At 55.1% G+C, this 15747-nt stretch carries 14 protein-coding genes; 1 reads left to right on the top strand and 13 read right to left on the bottom strand.

Annotation, left to right across the window (positions count from 1 at the left end):
* Nucleotide 1: 1 nt before the first annotated feature.
* The gene (gene ispD, locus COHPA_RS0116790) at nt 2–691 is read right to left on the bottom strand and encodes a 2-C-methyl-D-erythritol 4-phosphate cytidylyltransferase (protein WP_027087323.1); all 690 of its coding nucleotides are present in this window, start codon (nt 689–691) and stop codon (nt 2–4) included.
* A gap of 85 nt (nt 692–776) precedes the next feature.
* Nucleotides 777–1868: a PIN/TRAM domain-containing protein gene (locus COHPA_RS0116785; protein ID WP_027087322.1), complete on the bottom strand. Its 1092-nt coding sequence runs from the start codon at nt 1866–1868 to the stop codon at nt 777–779.
* Between the two features lie 192 nt (nt 1869–2060).
* Between COHPA_RS0116785 and COHPA_RS0116780 the strand changes: the two genes are divergently transcribed.
* On the top strand, nt 2061–2456 hold the full coding sequence (locus COHPA_RS0116780; RefSeq protein ID WP_027087321.1) for a nucleoside triphosphate pyrophosphohydrolase family protein: 396 nt from the start codon (nt 2061–2063) through the stop codon (nt 2454–2456).
* 248 nt (nt 2457–2704) lie between these two features.
* On the opposite strand, the gene pssA is transcribed toward COHPA_RS0116780, so the two are convergent.
* The 11 genes from pssA to COHPA_RS0116720 form a co-directional block, all read right to left on the bottom strand.
* On the bottom strand, nt 2705–3445 hold the full coding sequence (gene pssA / locus COHPA_RS0116770; protein WP_027087320.1) for a CDP-diacylglycerol--serine O-phosphatidyltransferase: 741 nt from the start codon (nt 3443–3445) through the stop codon (nt 2705–2707).
* A gap of 111 nt (nt 3446–3556) precedes the next feature.
* A complete protein-coding gene (gene disA, locus COHPA_RS0116765; protein ID WP_027087319.1) occupies nt 3557–4663 on the bottom strand; it encodes a DNA integrity scanning diadenylate cyclase DisA in 1107 nt (368 codons plus the stop codon).
* A 17-nt stretch (nt 4664–4680) separates the two neighbouring features.
* Complete coding sequence (gene radA / locus COHPA_RS0116760) at nt 4681–6048, bottom strand: DNA repair protein RadA (protein WP_027087318.1); 1368 nt, start codon at nt 6046–6048, stop codon at nt 4681–4683.
* Between the two features lie 64 nt (nt 6049–6112).
* Entirely contained in the window at nt 6113–6295 is a 183-nt protein-coding gene (locus COHPA_RS0116755; RefSeq protein ID WP_027087317.1) for a hypothetical protein, read from the bottom strand.
* A gap of 185 nt (nt 6296–6480) precedes the next feature.
* Nucleotides 6481–8925 (bottom strand): ATP-dependent protease ATP-binding subunit ClpC, encoded by a 2445-nt coding sequence (gene clpC, locus COHPA_RS0116750; RefSeq protein ID WP_027087316.1) that lies wholly within the window; start codon nt 8923–8925, stop codon nt 6481–6483.
* A 37-nt stretch (nt 8926–8962) separates the two neighbouring features.
* Complete coding sequence (locus COHPA_RS0116745; RefSeq protein ID WP_027087315.1) at nt 8963–10030, bottom strand: protein arginine kinase; 1068 nt, start codon at nt 10028–10030, stop codon at nt 8963–8965.
* 17 nt (nt 10031–10047) lie between these two features.
* A complete protein-coding gene (mcsA, locus tag COHPA_RS0116740) occupies nt 10048–10563 on the bottom strand; it encodes a protein-arginine kinase activator protein McsA (RefSeq protein ID WP_027087314.1) in 516 nt (171 codons plus the stop codon).
* Between the two features lie 41 nt (nt 10564–10604).
* Nucleotides 10605–11066: a CtsR family transcriptional regulator gene (locus tag COHPA_RS0116735; protein ID WP_027087313.1), complete on the bottom strand. Its 462-nt coding sequence runs from the start codon at nt 11064–11066 to the stop codon at nt 10605–10607.
* A gap of 111 nt (nt 11067–11177) precedes the next feature.
* Nucleotides 11178–12335 (bottom strand): Ger(x)C family spore germination protein, encoded by a 1158-nt coding sequence (locus COHPA_RS0116730; protein ID WP_027087312.1) that lies wholly within the window; start codon nt 12333–12335, stop codon nt 11178–11180.
* Nucleotides 12335–13780, bottom strand: coding sequence for a spore germination protein (locus tag COHPA_RS0116725; RefSeq protein WP_027087311.1), 1446 nt, complete (start codon nt 13778–13780; stop codon nt 12335–12337). The genes COHPA_RS0116730 and COHPA_RS0116725 overlap by 1 nt, the downstream gene beginning before the upstream one ends.
* A complete protein-coding gene (locus tag COHPA_RS0116720) occupies nt 13773–14876 on the bottom strand; it encodes a GerAB/ArcD/ProY family transporter (protein WP_027087310.1) in 1104 nt (367 codons plus the stop codon). Before COHPA_RS0116720 ends, COHPA_RS0116725 begins: the two co-directional genes overlap by 8 nt.
* Nucleotides 14877–15747: the final 871 nt, after the last annotated feature.

The raw sequence follows: 15747 nt of genomic DNA, 5'->3' as shown, positions 1-15747 counted from the left end.
GTCAGTTCTCCTTCCGACGACGGGAGAGCAGCAGCTCCGCGACAGGCAAATCTTCCGGCGTCGTTATTTTTAGGTTGCTGTAGTCTCCGCTCACGATGGCTACCTTCTTGCCAAGCCGCTCGAGCAACATCGCGTCGTCGGTAGCCGATGCCCGATCGGCAAGCGCCTGCCTGTGCGCGTCCATCAGTTCGTCGCGCCGGAAAGCCTGCGGGGTCTGCACGCCCCACAACGACTTGCGTTCGGGCGTCGCCGCGATAAATCCGTCGCCGTCTACAACCTTGATCGTATCTTTAACGGGAACCGCCAAGGCGGATGCGCCGTGAACTTCCGCCGACCGGCAGCAAGCCTCGATCTGCTCGGGCGTTACGAGCGGTCTAGCCGCGTCATGAACGAGCACGCCTTCCGTCCGCAGCGCCGACAGTCCGTTGTACACGCTGTCTTGCCGCTCGGTCCCCCCGGCTACGATCTCCGTTACCTTCGAGAGGCGTTCGGCGGCCACGATATCGGCGATTCTCTGCTCTTCGCCCGGCGCGGCCACGATCACGACGGACGTAACCGCCGGGCATGACTCGAACGCCGCGAGGGCATGAGCCAGCACCGGGCGTCCGTCCAGCGACAAATATATTTTGTTGTCCGCCGAACCCATGCGGGTTCCCCGTCCGGCGGCGACGATGACGGCTCCCCAATCCATCCGCGCATTCCCCTCTAGCCGAGCAAAAATAACAAAGACGGGACCGTAACGCGCGTCCCGCCCGTATTCTTAATATCATACCTTGTCAGAGCGCTTTTTCCAATAGCTTCGGCTTCGCGAAGATCATGCGCCCCGCCGACGTCTGCAATACGCTCGTCACGAGCACTTCCATCGTCGTCCCGATGAATTCCCGTCCGCCCTCGACGACGATCATCGTGCCGTCGTCCAAGTAAGCGACGCCTTGCCCGTGCTCCTTGCCGTCCTTGATCACTTGCACGACGATCTCCTCGCCGGGCAGCACGACAGGTTTGACCGCGTTGGCGAGATCGTTGATGTTAAGCACCGACACTCCTTGCAGCTCGCATACCTTGTTCAGGTTGAAATCGTTCGTGACGACTTTGCCTTTCATCGCTTTCGCCAGCTTGACGAGCTTGCTGTCCACTTCGCCCGGTTCCTCCGACGCGTCCTCGTAGATCAGCACCCGAACGTCGAGTTCTTTTTGGATTTTGTTCAGAATATCGAGACCTCTGCGGCCGCGATTACGCTTGAGCAAGTCGGAAGAATCCGCGATATGCTGCAGCTCCTCGAGCACGAACTCGGGAATGACGAGCGTCCCTTCGATGAATCCGGTCTTGCATATATCGGCGATTCGGCCGTCGATAATAACGCTCGTATCGAGAATTTTGTGTTCCTCGTAGCGAGGGCTTTCCTCTTTGACCGGCTCCGGCGCTTTCCGCGTGCTGATCCAGTCTCCGATCTCCTCGCGCTTATGGATGCCTAGCCGTATGCCCGCATAGCCTAGCGTCAATGCAACGCCGGCCGCCAGCACGCCTCCGATTTGCGGAATATCGGTAATGAACGGATACAGGAAAGACGATAGCGCAAGCCCGAACGTAAGCCCTACCGAACCCGACAGCAGATCCGCCATCGGAAATACCGAAAGCCTATCGATGCCTTTCTGAATCGCGCGGGCCAGCGGAGCAGCGATCGAGGTGGCAAGCATCAAGCCTACGAACGCGCCGACAGCCGTCGCGAACACGCTCCCCGAGCCTGAATTCATGCCGATCAGCGGGTCCATCCACTGCGCGCCGCCCGTCGTCCGCCACGCCGACATTTGTTGACCGAGCAAAGCCCCGATCAGCACGCCGACGATCTGGATGACTCTTCTCATCATCATTAATAAATCACTCCCTAACTTCTAAAAAATCGAAATTCCGTTACTAGTATGTTCCATTTTTCGTAAAACTAATCGTCCCCGCCCCTTGTATTCCAGGTTGGCCCAATTCGCTAACTTCTTTTGAATTTCGTAGCTCCTTGCTCTATAATGAAAGGTGGAAAAGTAAACTAAAGGTAACCGAGGTGGGAACGGATGAGCGCACCTACGCTCCAGCAATTTCAGAGTCAGGTGTCGGAACTGTTGCTCCGTCATCGCAGCTTGCTCGATGTCGTAACCAAGTACAGCCAATCCAATGCATCCGTGAATCGGGCCGTAGCCAAATCCATAACCGAGTGCGGCTGCATCGAATTAACTGCTAGACACCAAGGCTTTTCCGCCGACATGGAGCTGGATCAAGCGAACCGGCAATCCAAGTCTCACATGGAGGGCCATCTCTGCGAGCATTGCCGCGACGCGATCCGGGGCGAGATGGGCAAGAACTTGTTCTATATGACCGCACTATGCAACGCGCTGGATATTAATCTGCAAGAAGTCGTCAATAAGGAAGCCGAGAAGTGCTCCACGCTGGGATGGTTTAATTTAACTTAACGCATGCAGCCATAACGAATAACGCCTCCGCTCCTTCGATGTCCGAAGGGTCGGAGGCGTTGTTGTTTATTCGTTAGATGAAGCCCAGTCCAGAATGCTTTTGACTTCTCCGGCGATGTCGGCCATCGTGAACGTCGCGCGAGTAATCTGCGGTGATGCTATCGGTTCGTCAGCTTCATAGAGATCGGAAAGTAAAAAAGCACCGGAGTCCCTAGTCGGGTTGTCCGATGCTTTCGGCATCTTGGGCGCTATGCGCTATGTTTGCGCGTTTCTTCCTCTTCGTGCGTAAGCCTGCTCTTGCTTCTGAGTTTTCTTGGGAGCAGTCGATCAACGTTTTTTTTTAGGCCCCAGAGCGCGTACAAGAGAAGCAACGCGAGAATCATCTTCGGAATCGCTTCTTGGAACGTATAGGCAAGCGCGGCCGCGCCCGCTACGACGATCGGGATCGACCACATCGCCGCTTTCGGCAAGCCGAGCTTCTTGAAGTTCGGATATTTCATATTGCTAATCATTAAGAACGATAAAGCAAGCGTGCTAATCAGCAGCATCGAGAAATGCAGCTCCGAGTTAAACAAGGCAAGCGTAGCGAGCACGCCGCCCGCGGCCGGAATCGGCAAGCCGATGAAGTAACCGGGGATGCCTGCGATCACGTTGAAGCGCGCAAGCCTCAGGGCTCCGCATATCGGGAAGATTGCCGTAACGATCCATGCCATCGCTGGATTAACGTCTTGGAAAGCTGCCTGATACATAATGAATGCGGGTGCGACGCCAAAGGAGATGACATCGGATAACGAATCCAATTCTTTGCCGAATTCGCTTTGCGCGTTAAGCGCGCGTGCGACGCGACCATCCAGTCCATCCAGAAGCATGGCGATGATTACGAGCAATGCCGCCGTATTCGGCTCGTCGTTGAACGCCATTATTATCGCGATCACGCCTAGGAATAGATTCCCAATCGTGAACATATTCGGTATGGATTTAGTGATCATGTTTGCCACCTCGACTTTACTATGCCCTATCGGTTCGAAGGTTAAGCGTCTCGCAAGGACGCGAAAGTAGTTAATATTGCCTGATGAAGACCAACCTCAATTGTATTCCCGTTATATCTGTCTGTCAATAAACACCTGCTCTTGAATACGCTTCAAGCCGTCCTTAATGGTACGCGCCCTGACTTCGCCGATCCCGTCGACTTCGTCCAGCTCCTCGATCGTAGCCATCACGATATGCGGCAGCGCGTTGAAACGATCGACGAGATTATGGATGATCACGCTAGGCAATCTTGGAATCTTGCTAAGCATGCGGTACCCTCGCGGCATGAGCCCTTCTTCGGTAACCGTGCTCAAGGACGGATATCCGAGTAGACGGATGAGCAGAGCCGAATCGAGCAACTCCTCCGAGGACAGCTTGCGAACGGCAGCCTGAATCTCCTTGATTTTCTCGTCGCTGTCTTCCTTCGCGTAATCTTTGAGCAACAGCCAGGCTTCTTCCTCTGCAGTGCCGACAAGCTCGTCTTTCTGCATGCTGATCAGACGGCCCTCGTTGCCGAGCTCCAGCACGTATCGGTTGATTTCATTCTTAATGCGTAGTACCATCTCCGCGCGTTGGAACACGTGCGCGACCTCGTGCATCGTAACCAATTCTTCGTATTCTAAAGCCGACAAGTTCGTAAGCGCTTGCGTCAGAACCGCCCGGTACTTCTCCAGCGTCTGAATGGCCTGGTTCGCCTTCGTCAGGATGACGCTCATATCCTTCAACGCATAGCGGAGCTGTCCCTGGTATAACGTAATCACGTTCCGTCGCTGCGAGATCGATACGACGAGCTTACCCGTCTGCTTCGCGACTCGCTCTGCTGTACGGTGGCGAATGCCCGTCTCCGTTGACGTGATGGAGGGGCTCGGAATAAGCTGCGTATTCGCGTACAAAATTCGTTTGGCATCCTCGCTGAGAATAATCGCGCCGTCCATCTTGGCCAGCTCGTATAAATAATTGGGACTGAATTCGCAGTTGATGGAGAAGCCTCCGTCAACCAGCTCCATCAGTTCGGGACTATTACCCACGACAATAAGCGCGCCTGTCTTGGCACGCAGTACGTTCTCCAAACCGGCCCTGAAAGGGGTGCCCGGAGCGACCATCTGAAGCAGCTGGTTCATCGTTTCCTGCTGCAGTTGTTCTTTATCTTTAGGTTCTTTATCTTTCGTTTCTTTCATGATGTGAACGATTCCCCCTATTCCAACGCTGCTTTAAGCGCTTCGGCGACCGACTTGACTCCCCGCAGCTCGATGCCTGCCGGCGGCTGCCACCCCTTCATGCTGGCTTCAGGCAGGATAACCCGCTTGAAACCAAGCTTATGCGCTTCCTTCACTCGCTGCTCCGCCCTTGAAACCGCACGCACCTCGCCTGTCAACCCGACTTCCCCGAATACGACGTCATAAGGACGCGTCGGAGCATCTTTGAAGCTCGAAGCCAAGCTGACCGCCGCGGCCAAATCGGTCGCGGGCTCATCCAGCTTGACGCCGCCGGCTACGTTCAGATAAGCGTCTTGATTCTGAAGGAACATGCCCATCCGCTTCTCTAATACCGCGATGACGAGCGACATCCGGTGATGATCCAAGCCGGACGACATTCGCCGCGGAGACGGAAAATGCGTCGGGGCGACGAGCGCCTGCAGCTCCACGAGCACCGGCCTCGTCCCTTCCATGCTGGCGACGACGGTCGAGCCGGATACGCCGAGCGGCCTCTCGGACAAGAACAGCTCGGACGGATTCGTCACTTCCCGCAGCCCGTCCTCCGTCATATCGAAGATTCCGATCTCGTTCGTGGAACCGAAACGGTTTTTCACCGCTCGCAATATCCGATAAGAATGATGCCGCTCGCCTTCGAAATAAAGCACGCAGTCGACCATATGCTCGAGAAGGCGCGGACCGGCGATCGCCCCTTCTTTGGTCACGTGGCCGACGAGCACGGTCGCGACGCCCTTCACCTTGGCGATTCGCATGCAGTGGGCCGTACACTCCCGCACCTGCGCGACGCTGCCGGGCGCGGAGGCGATCTCCGGTCGATACACGGTCTGGATGGAGTCGATGACGAGGAAATCGGGCTCGATCTCCATAATCGACTCTTCGATCGTTTCAAGATTCGTCTCGCAAAGCACATATAACCTATCGTTAAGCGCGCCTAGCCGATCCGCGCGCAGCTTCGTCTGTTTGACCGATTCCTCTCCCGAGACGTACAGCACTTTCAAACCTTGGGCGGACAGGGCATGCGAGGTTTGCAGCAGCAGCGTCGATTTCCCGATGCCCGGATCGCCGCCGACGAGAAGCAACGAGCCCGGTACGAGTCCTCCCCCAAGCACGCGGTTCAGCTCGGACAAGCCGGTCGGAACGCGCGGTTCGCGACCACTTTCTATATGTATGATCGGGCGTGCTTTTTCTTTCGTGCGAAGAAGCTCGCCCCGTCCGACAGGTGCCTTGACGACGGTTTCCGTCTCTTCGATCATCGTGTTCCAGGCGCCGCAGCCCGGACACTTGCCTAACCATTTGGGCGATTCCGTCCCGCACTCGGTGCAGGCGAACTTCACTTTGACTTTGGCCATGGACTGGTGTTACCCCTTCCCTCTATAAGTTAGAGTTTACCATGTCCAGGCCGAGAGAGAAACCTTAGCGGAACCATTTCCATGCCAGCCACAGCAGAAACAGCAGTACGATAAACCCGCCGGACATCCATACGAGCACCATGAATAGCTTCAGGAATACGATGAGCAATATTACGGCAATTATTCCTCCGGCCAGATCGCGAATGATTCGATTCCACCCGCCGCGGCCGCCTTTTCCTCCAAACATGCCTATCCCTCCTGCTTGGGGCCCGCAACATAAAAAACTCCCCGGGCGATTCGCCGAATGAACGGCGGCACGGGGAGCTGTTCGAACCGCGCAGCGCTTATGCTAGCTTATGGCTAGGCGCGCCCGAAGGTTCTATATAATCATTTGATTATGCGATTATTTAACGACTTAATCTTTCATGCGGTTTAGCTTGGCGAGACGACTTCGTCTTGCTGCTTGACGACTAACCCGCCTTCTTCCTCGTCGATGACGAGCGTATCGCCTTTGTGGATTTTGCCCATGAGCAGATCTTCGGACAACCGGTCCTCGATATGCTTCTGGATCGCGCGGCGAAGCGGTCTGGCGCCGTATTGCGGGTCGAAGCCTTCTTTGGCAAGGAAGTTCTTGGCGGCCTCGGTAAGATCGAAGCGAACGTCTTGCTCGATGAGGCGCTTGCGGAGGTCGTCGGCCATCAGCGACACGATCTGAGCGATATGCTCCTCGCCCAGCGGATGGAAGACGATCGATTCGTCGATCCGGTTCAAGAACTCCGGACGGAACGACTTCTTCAGCTCGGCGAGCACTTTGTCCTTCATATTCTGATAGTCTCTGCCTGCATCCTGGGCGGCGGTAAAACCAAGCGTCGAATTTCTCTTGATCTGCTCCGCGCCGACGTTGGACGTCATGATGATCAACGTGTTGCGGAAGTCTACGGAGCGGCCTTTGGAATCGGTCAGTCGGCCGTCCTCGAGCACTTGCAGCAGCACGTTGAACACTTCAGGGTGAGCTTTCTCGATTTCGTCGAGCAGGACGACCGAGTATGGCTTGCGGCGGACTTTCTCCGTCAATTGGCCGCCTTCTTCGTAACCGACGTATCCCGGAGGCGCACCGACGAGACGGGACGTGGAGTGCTTCTCCATATACTCCGACATGTCGATGCGGATGACGGCGTTCTCGTCGCCGAACATCGCTTCCGCGATAGCCCGGGCAAGCTCGGTTTTACCGACGCCCGTGGGGCCAAGGAAGATGAACGAGCCCATCGGACGCTTCGGATCTTTGAGTCCGGCGCGAGCGCGGCGGATGGCGCGGGACACGGACCTGACCGCTTCTTCTTGGCCGATGACGCGATCGTGCAGGATGCTCTCCATATTCAGCAGGCGCTCGGTTTCTTCCTCTGCCAGCTTGCTGACCGGAATGCCGGTCCAGCTAGCGACGACTTGAGCGATATCCTCCGGTGTAACCTCGGAATCGGTGCGTCCTTGCTTCTCTTTCCATTGGTTCTTCGTCATGTCGAGCTCTTCGCGGATTTTCTGTTCGGTATCGCGCAGGGCTGCCGCTTTCTCGAACTCCTGGCTTTGGACTGCGGCGTCTTTCTCCTTGCGAATATCCTCGAGACGGGACTCCAATTGCTTCAGGTTAGGCGGTACCGTATAAGAGTTCAGTCTAACCTTGGAGCCTGCCTCGTCGATTAGGTCGATCGCTTTGTCCGGCAGGAATCTGTCGGTGATATAACGGTCGGACAGCTTCACCGCCGCTACGATCGCATCGTCGGTAATTTTCACGCGGTGATGCGCTTCGTAACGGTCGCGCAAGCCGGTAAGAATCTGAATCGCCTCTTCGGGCGTCGGCTGGTCGACCGTGATCGGCTGGAACCGGCGCTCGAGCGCGGCGTCTTTCTCGATGTACTTGCGGTATTCGTCCAGCGTCGTCGCGCCGATGCATTGAAGCTCGCCGCGGGCAAGAGCCGGCTTAAGGATGTTGGAGGCGTCGATCGCGCCTTCCGCGCCGCCCGCGCCGATGAGCGTATGAAGCTCGTCGATGAACAGGATGACGTTGCCGGCTTGGCGAATTTCGTCCATGATCTTCTTGAGCCGATCCTCGAACTCCCCGCGGTACTTCGTACCGGCAACGACGGAGCCCATATCGAGCGTCATGACGCGCTTATCGCGAAGCGTCTCCGGAATTTCGTTGTTGATGATGCGTTGCGCCAAGCCTTCGGCGATGGCGGTCTTACCGACGCCCGGTTCGCCGATCAGAACCGGGTTGTTCTTCGTGCGGCGGGACAGCACTTGAATGACCCGCTCGATTTCCTTCTGACGGCCGATCACCGGATCGATATGGCCGTCGCGCGCGCTTGCGGTCAAGTCGCGGGCAAGACCGTCGAGCGTCGGCGTGCTGACGTTCGAAGACGGACCGTGATTGGATTGTACGCTTTCGTTGCTGCCGAGCAATTGAAGCACTTGCTGGCGAGCCTTGTTCAAGCTAATGCCCAAGTTGTTCAACACGCGAGCGGCAACGCCTTCTCCTTCGCGGATCAAGCCGAGAAGGATATGCTCCGTGCCGACGTACGTGTGGCCTAATTTGCGCGCCTCGTCCATCGAAAGCTCGATAACCTTCTTGGCGCGCGGCGTATATGCGATGTTGGTAGGTTGTTCTTGACCGCGGCCGATGAGCGATTCCACTTCGTCCTGGATTTTCTCCAGTCCCAGACCCAATGCGATCAACGCCTTAGCGGCGATGCTCTCTCCTTCGCGGATCAGCCCGAGCAGAATGTGCTCCGTGCCGATATTGTTGTGTCCCAGCCGCACAGCTTCTTCCTGAGCGAGTGCCAATACTTTCTGTGCGCGTTCAGTGAATCTTCCGAACATCATGAGACAACACCTCCCTATTAAAGTTAGAATAAAGCATTTATGAATGAGTTGCCAGTCTGGAGCGGATAAATTGGGCTCTCGACCGATCCCGGTCGTCCGGGTTCATCGCTTCCCCGTACGTGATCTGAAGGAAGCCCGGCTGCGTCGCCACGAGCAATTCGTTCAGCGTGCGGTCGTTCAGCTCTGGCATCAAGCCGAGATGAACGCCAAGCCTTAAGTCGGACAGCCGCTGAGCCGCTTCCTTCGAATCCATGATGATCGCCTGCGACAGCACGCCGTACGACCGGCGGATGCGGTCCTCGACCCGTGGGCGATTGTCCGCGAACAGCTTGCCTCTGGCGGCTCTCTCGTGTTCGATCATCTGCTTGGCGACCTGGTACAAATTCTCGATAATCTCCTGCTCGGATTGACCAAGCGTAATCTGATTGGACACCTGGAACAGGTTGCCCGTCGCTTCGCTGCCTTCTCCGTACAGCCCTCTCACGGCCAAGCCGACTTGGGTGACGGCGGTCAGAATGCGATTGATCTGCCCCGTCATGACTAGCGCGGGCAGGTGCATCATGACGGATACGCGAATGCCCGTGCCTACGTTGGTCGGACAGCTCGTTAAGTAGCCGTGCTTTTCATCGAAGGCGTAATCCACCTGCTCCTCGAAAATATCGTCGATTTTCGTGGCCCGATCCCATGTCTCCCTTATTTGGAATCCCGGGCTAAGACATTGGATGCGAAGATGGTCCTCCTCGTTAATCATGATGCTGATGTCTTCTTTACTGCTTAATATTAATGCGCCCCCCCGCGATTCATTCGCCAAATTCGGGCTGATCAAATGCTTCTCGACCATGACGAGCTTCTCGAGCTCGGTCAGCTCGGTCAGCCGAATCTGCTCCAGCTTGCCGAGTCCGTTCAGCCTGCCGCTCTCCGCGACTCCGAGCAACTGGTCCGCTACTGCCGAAGAATGCGCCGGCGTCGCCATCATCGGAAAAGGCATTCCCCGCAAGTTGCGGGCGATTCGCACGCGGCTGCTGATCACGACATCGGAGTCCGTTGCCCCTGCCGCATCCATCCACTCGCTGAGCGCGTGCTTCACATATTTTCGAATGGCCATCGCGTCTTACCTGCCTTTCAACCGCTCATATCTTTCTCAAGCTCGCGAATGCGATCGCGCAACTGGGCTGCCGACTCGAAATCCTCTCGCTCGATGCGGCCTTGCATTTCCTTCTTCAGACGATCGATCTCCCGTTTCGTCCTCAGGCGCCCGCCCGCGCGCTTCGGCACTTTGCCGACGTGGACGGTGTTGCCGTGCACTCTCTTCAACAGAGGGTCCAGCCGTTCCGCGAACTGCTTATAGCAATGGCTGCAGCCGAATCGTCCGATCTTGCTGAATTGCGCGTAGGTCATTCCGCATATCTCGCATTTGATCGCGGCTTGTTGCTTCGCCATCGCGCCCGCACCCGAGGTTTCGAAGTCGAGCAAGCCTGAAATCAAGTTGTGGATCGAGAACCCGCTCTGCGTACCCGGAATCAGCTCGCCTTTCTCCCGCGCGCACGATTCGCAAATATGGAGCTCCGTCTTTTCTCCGTTCACGATTTTCGTAAAATGCAGCGTAGCCGGACGCTTGCCGCACTCTTGGCATTGCATGGCATCGCCTCCTTAGTAAATACCGTTAGCGAACAACGCCGCTACTTGGCTAGCAGCGTGATCAGCATCGCCTTGAGAAGCTTGGCGCGAATTTGATCCCTTAGCGGCAAGCCGATCGTCAGGTTCTCGCGGCTTATCGCCGCCCGAATGAGCCGCGCCTCGCGTTCCGACAGAAATTCGGCCTCTTCGAGCTGGTAGATGAGACCTTCCGCAGCGGTTTGGTCGATCTCCGACCCGACCGTATGGCTCACATGCCGCTGGACGGCCTCGAGCGATGGAAGATCGACTCGCTGAATGCGAATGTATCCGCCGCCTCCGCGTTTGCTCTCTACGTAGTATCCCTTCTCCAGCGTAAACCGCGTGCCGATTACGTAGTTGATCTGGGAGGGGACGCATGAAAATTTGTCAGCTAACTCGCTCCTTTGGATTTCGACGGAACCTTCCGAGCTGTCCTGCAAAATTTGTTTTAAGTAATGTTCGATTAGATCAGAAATGTTACGCATCGCTCATCTCCTTCCGGAGTGTTCTGACTTTGACTTTCTTTGACTATATTCATATTATACGCATTTTCTGAACATTTGCAACAAGGGCGAATCCCGCGAGCGAGTTGAATTTTACTTTATTCGAAGCTGCATCTTCATATTGCCCGAGCGCCTGAGCTTCACCGATACGTCGATCGCCGCCAACGACTCGGATGTCAGCTTAAGCCCGCCGCTGCTCCGAAGTTTCTTCCACTCCCGGTTTTTTTTTCGGTATAACGAAGTCGTAAGATTAAGGATATCCGTGTCATGTTTTAACCCTTCGTTGTAGAGCTCCCTTATTTGATCCCGAATGACGTTCGCCGCTTCGCGCTCGAGCTCCGCCTCCGGCAACTGGACCATCAGAATGTTAATCGTGCCGGTCATCGCGACCTTGATGGCGTACTCCGCCTTGTCGCCGCGAACCCGAGGACGAATCGTCACTTTCGGCTTCTCCACCGTTATTCCAGCCAGAAGTTCCTTCCCGTCGTACAGGACGAGAGGCCCCCGATAAGAATTAGGATCCACCCAGGTCAACCCAAGCATACTTTCACTGGGAAACCATCCTTGAAATTTTTCTCCTTCCATGGCGTACGCGCCATTAATGGCCAACAGTTTCTCAGGCTTGTTTGATTTGGTCCATTTTCTTTTGGAGAAGGAGATCGAAGGGAGCATGACCGACCGGTTCGGCTCGTTCGTCTCTAAAGCATAAGTACGAACGCTCAGCGGAGTGAAGATCGATCTTTGCTTATAGGATTCCATAGGCTGATGCAGAATGGATATTTCCGGAGATAGATCGAATATGGACGTCGCGCTGAACACCTCGTCGATCGACTCCGAGGTGCCGAATATCCAAGGCGTAAAGCGCAGTTCGTAAAACCGGCTGAAAAATTGCTCGATTTGCTCCATCAGGAAACTATCTTTCAACACCTTCGCACTGATGACGATGGCATTGATATGGCCGTAAAATATTCGGAGTTGAGACGTCCGGTATAAGTCGTCGATCGCTTGAACGAGCGTCTTTCCTCTGCCCTTACCTACCCAGACCGGCGTCGCGCCCGGCTTGCTTCCTTCGGTCTTGGCTACGGTGGTGAAATCGAGCATTTGTCCGTAAACCATGAAATCTCCGCCCTCGAGGTCGAACCCGATCGCCGTGAGATAGTTAATCTCCTGGAGATCCTTAAGATCCCAACACCCCGTTAACAGGAAAGGCAGCAGGCAGATCGATAGGATGGACATTCCGAACCGGCGCATTAGGATCGCCTCTTCTGACGCGTATCGTCGACCGTATTCAGCATTTGCGGTCTAAAGTTCTTCTTCACCCAAGGCACTCTGCTGAATACGAGCGCCAAGTCCCTCCAAGTTACCGGCGTCAGCGGCGCAAGGTAAGGCAAGCCGAACGAACTGAGCGACGCGAGATATAACAGCAGCCCCATTGCCGCAATCATGAATCCGTACATTCCGAGGAAGGAAGCAAAGATCATGATGACGATTCGGGTAATGCTGACCGAGAGGACAAGCGTCTGATTGACCAGCGTGAAGCTTGCAACCCCCGTAATGGCCGCAACGACGATTAAGGTGGACGATGCCAGGCCCGCCCGAATCGCGGCTTCTCCCACTACGATCCCCCCGACGACCGAAACCGTCGAGCCTACCGCTTTGGGCAACCGCTCTCCTGCTTCCCGGAACACCTCGAACATGCCAACCATCAAGAAGGCTTCCAGCGGACCCGGAAACGGGAGTCCGATGCGGGACATCCCGATCGTAGCCAATAAAGGATAGGGAAGTTGCTCCACATTAAAGGACGTGATGGCGATGTAAAACCCGGGAAGAAACAAGGATATCAACAAACCAACGTAACGGAAAATAAGACTAAAGCTTGACGGTAAATAGGAGAAATATGCATCTTCCGCTGAACGCAGCATGTAGAATAAATTCGCGGGCGCGATGACGGCCGTCGGCGCTCCGTCGGCGATGACCACGAATCGGCCGCGAATGAGCGAGTCCACGGCAAAGTCGGGACGGGTCGTATAGCCGACTAACGGAAACAAGGAATTCGGACTGTCCGCGATCAACTCTTCCAGCGGGCTGCTGCCCATTAATGAATCAATGTCGATGCTGTTTAGCCGATTCTTGGCCTCCTCGATCGTGTCGGGATTCGCGATATCTTGAATATAGAGCAGGGCAACGGCAGTATGGCTTCGCTTGCCGATCATAAATCGTTCGCAGCGCAAGGAGTTCGTACGCAGCCGTTTGCGGATCAAAGATATGTTGGGGAGCAACTCCTCGACGAAAGCATCTCTCGACCCTTTAACGGCCGTCTCCGTGTTGGATTCTTGGGGCTGCCGTTGCGGGATGCTTGCGAGATCCAATCCGTAGAGGACGCCTTGAAGATCGAAATACATGACCAATCGCCCGGAGAACACTTCGAGAACGAGCTCGTCTTTGTGCAGTCGGCTGATGTTCATTTTAAGTTCCAGATTGTCTACGTCCTCCTTGTCGGCGAGTAGACCGTCCAACTTGGGAATAACCGTCTCGTTGATCTGTTGCGATTGGATCATGCCTTCGCAATACAGCAAATATACGCTTGTCGGGGATTCGCCATCTCCAAGCTCGTAACGCTTCATCTTGAATTCTTCGATCCCTTGGAACATTTCGCGGACGATATCCGGAGTCAGATCGTTGTTCTTTTCAATCATTCGGCTTCACCTTCGATCGCTCGGGGATAAAGACTAGCAGCATCAAAATAACGATCACGCCAATGGCAAAACAGAGCGATAACGGCAAATACATCTTCAGGAGACTCAGATATTCCATATCGCTGAAAGGCAACGACATCAACGCGACCAGGATGACGCATATGCATATTAGCGCGATGACGCTTCGTTTATCGTTAGAGCGCTTCCCATCCGTGATCATCTCCGTCATGAGGAAGACCGCTACGGAGATGCGAACGAACGCTCCGGATAACCACTGATAGATGGAAAGGAAATCAATGTGCTGAATATACCTGCCAAGCTTGACAAGACGCCACTCTTCGAATGCGGGATACCGCAAGCTTGCCGCTATGACAGGGCCGAATTCCCCGATCGCGCCTGTCACCGGTCCCAGGATCAACACGATCAAGAAAATTCCAAGCGCGGCCAATGACCAGTATCGAACTTCTTTTTTTAACTGATGCTGTATGAGTAATAGGATGACTAGTTCGGCCAGTCCCCCTCCTACATACAAAGCTCCGCCAAGCACCGGCATGAGGCCGTCTTCCAGCATGGGGGTTAACAACTTGTAGTTTTTGCGCGGAAGATTCGCGCTCATGACGAAATCCCCGAATAGGACGACGAAGGGCAGCAGAATCCCGGCTACGTACGCGATCGCGCGAATGCCGAGCCGCGACGCCGAGAAGCAAAGTAGCATTAAAGTCAGACTGAGCACGAACTCCGGCGTCCGAGGCAAGTACGTGCCGTGCGTCCAAGTCACCGTATCTTTCAACGTCATCCCCGAAATGAAGAACAGGTAGATCAGGAAGGCGATTCTCATGAGCCTGCTCGAGAGCGGGCCGAATCGATTGCGTAACCACGGCATAAGCGCTTGTTGCTTCAAGCGCTTCATAATGAAATGCATGGCGGCGATCCATATCAAATATGGAACCACGGATAACAATACGCTGATCCAGGCGCTTCGCTTCGCCACTTGTAGCAGCATGGGCAGTACCATCACGTGATTCATCAGCCCGATCCCTAGCATCGCGATGCAATAGATGGGGAATATTCCGAGACGCTCAGATCGGTAAGACATAGCAATAAGACCCCTCGACACGCATAATCGTTGTTCTTAAGATTACCCAGGACAGGGGATATTACTCAGATGAATCTTCCGCGCGCATGCAAAAAACCGATCCTACTCGGATCGGTCGGTCGTGCCCGCCTCAATCGCTAAGGTACCGTTGCCGAATCTTTTCCGGCGGCTCCCTTGGCGTGCGCTTTGGGCACCAAAGGCGGCGTGCGTCAGAGCGCGGCAGGATGGACGGCCCTTCTTACTTCCGTCGCTGCATTGGGGGCTCGCACACTCTGTCCTCCACTGGAGTCGCTGCATTGGGGACTCGCACACTCTGTCTTCCACTGGAGTCGCTGCATTGGGGGCTCGCACACTCTGTCCTCCACTGGAGTCGCTGCACACCTGCTATTCTGCAGTTCATCCTACCCGTAATCGCTCGTTTAATCCTTCATACTGCAAAAGTGCAGGTATTAGTCCTGCAAAACCTTCAATGGAGTCACGCGGCTAGATATCACCTGCGCATTTGCATTTATTGATTCCATACCCTACCGGTTCTATGAAATAGCTGTACTATCGCAGGTTCTATTGGTTGGCGGAGAGAGCGGGATTCGCTCCGTCGCTGAGCGGCCGTATTCACGGTCACACGATAGCGGCTATTACGCCAGGACCTACGAACATGCCCTGATATGTCAAAAAAGCAGCGACATGCAGTCGCTGCTTTTATAATCCTATGTAGGCTTGCGCCTTGAAAACTGGATGCGAAACAAAGCGTTTGGTGAAAGTTTGAAACATCTTGGCCATCCGTTGTCATTAGGATAAGCCCTCGACCGATTAGTACTCGTCAGCTCCACGCGTTGCCGCGCTTCCACCCCGAGCCTATCAACCTCGTGTT

This window comes from Cohnella panacarvi Gsoil 349 (genome assembly GCF_000515335.1).
In the GTDB taxonomy this organism is placed as follows: Bacteria; Bacillota; Bacilli; order Paenibacillales; family Paenibacillaceae; genus Cohnella; species Cohnella panacarvi.
This window is presented reverse-complemented; position numbering and strand designations above follow the sequence as displayed.

Excerpts from the sequence above, each read along its gene's own strand:
- ispD (WP_027087323.1), bottom strand. The coding sequence starts at position 691 with ATGGATTGGGGAGCCGTCATCGTCGCCGCCGGACGGGGAACCCGCATG.
- COHPA_RS0116785 (WP_027087322.1), bottom strand. The coding sequence starts at position 1,868 with ATGATGATGAGAAGAGTCATCCAGATCGTCGGCGTGCTGATCGGGGCT.
- COHPA_RS0116780 (WP_027087321.1), top strand. The coding sequence starts at position 2,061 with ATGAGCGCACCTACGCTCCAGCAATTTCAGAGTCAGGTGTCGGAACTG.
- pssA (WP_027087320.1), bottom strand. The coding sequence starts at position 3,445 with ATGATCACTAAATCCATACCGAATATGTTCACGATTGGGAATCTATTC.
- disA (WP_027087319.1), bottom strand. The coding sequence starts at position 4,663 with ATGAAAGAAACGAAAGATAAAGAACCTAAAGATAAAGAACAACTGCAG.
- radA (WP_027087318.1), bottom strand. The coding sequence starts at position 6,048 with ATGGCCAAAGTCAAAGTGAAGTTCGCCTGCACCGAGTGCGGGACGGAA.
- COHPA_RS0116755 (WP_027087317.1), bottom strand. The coding sequence starts at position 6,295 with ATGTTTGGAGGAAAAGGCGGCCGCGGCGGGTGGAATCGAATCATTCGC.
- clpC (WP_027087316.1), bottom strand. The coding sequence starts at position 8,925 with ATGATGTTCGGAAGATTCACTGAACGCGCACAGAAAGTATTGGCACTC.
- COHPA_RS0116745 (WP_027087315.1), bottom strand. The coding sequence starts at position 10,030 with ATGGCCATTCGAAAATATGTGAAGCACGCGCTCAGCGAGTGGATGGAT.
- mcsA (WP_027087314.1), bottom strand. The coding sequence starts at position 10,563 with ATGCAATGCCAAGAGTGCGGCAAGCGTCCGGCTACGCTGCATTTTACG.
- COHPA_RS0116735 (WP_027087313.1), bottom strand. The coding sequence starts at position 11,066 with ATGCGTAACATTTCTGATCTAATCGAACATTACTTAAAACAAATTTTG.
- COHPA_RS0116730 (WP_027087312.1), bottom strand. The coding sequence starts at position 12,335 with ATGCGCCGGTTCGGAATGTCCATCCTATCGATCTGCCTGCTGCCTTTC.
- COHPA_RS0116725 (WP_027087311.1), bottom strand. The coding sequence starts at position 13,780 with ATGATTGAAAAGAACAACGATCTGACTCCGGATATCGTCCGCGAAATG.
- COHPA_RS0116720 (WP_027087310.1), bottom strand. The coding sequence starts at position 14,876 with ATGTCTTACCGATCTGAGCGTCTCGGAATATTCCCCATCTATTGCATC.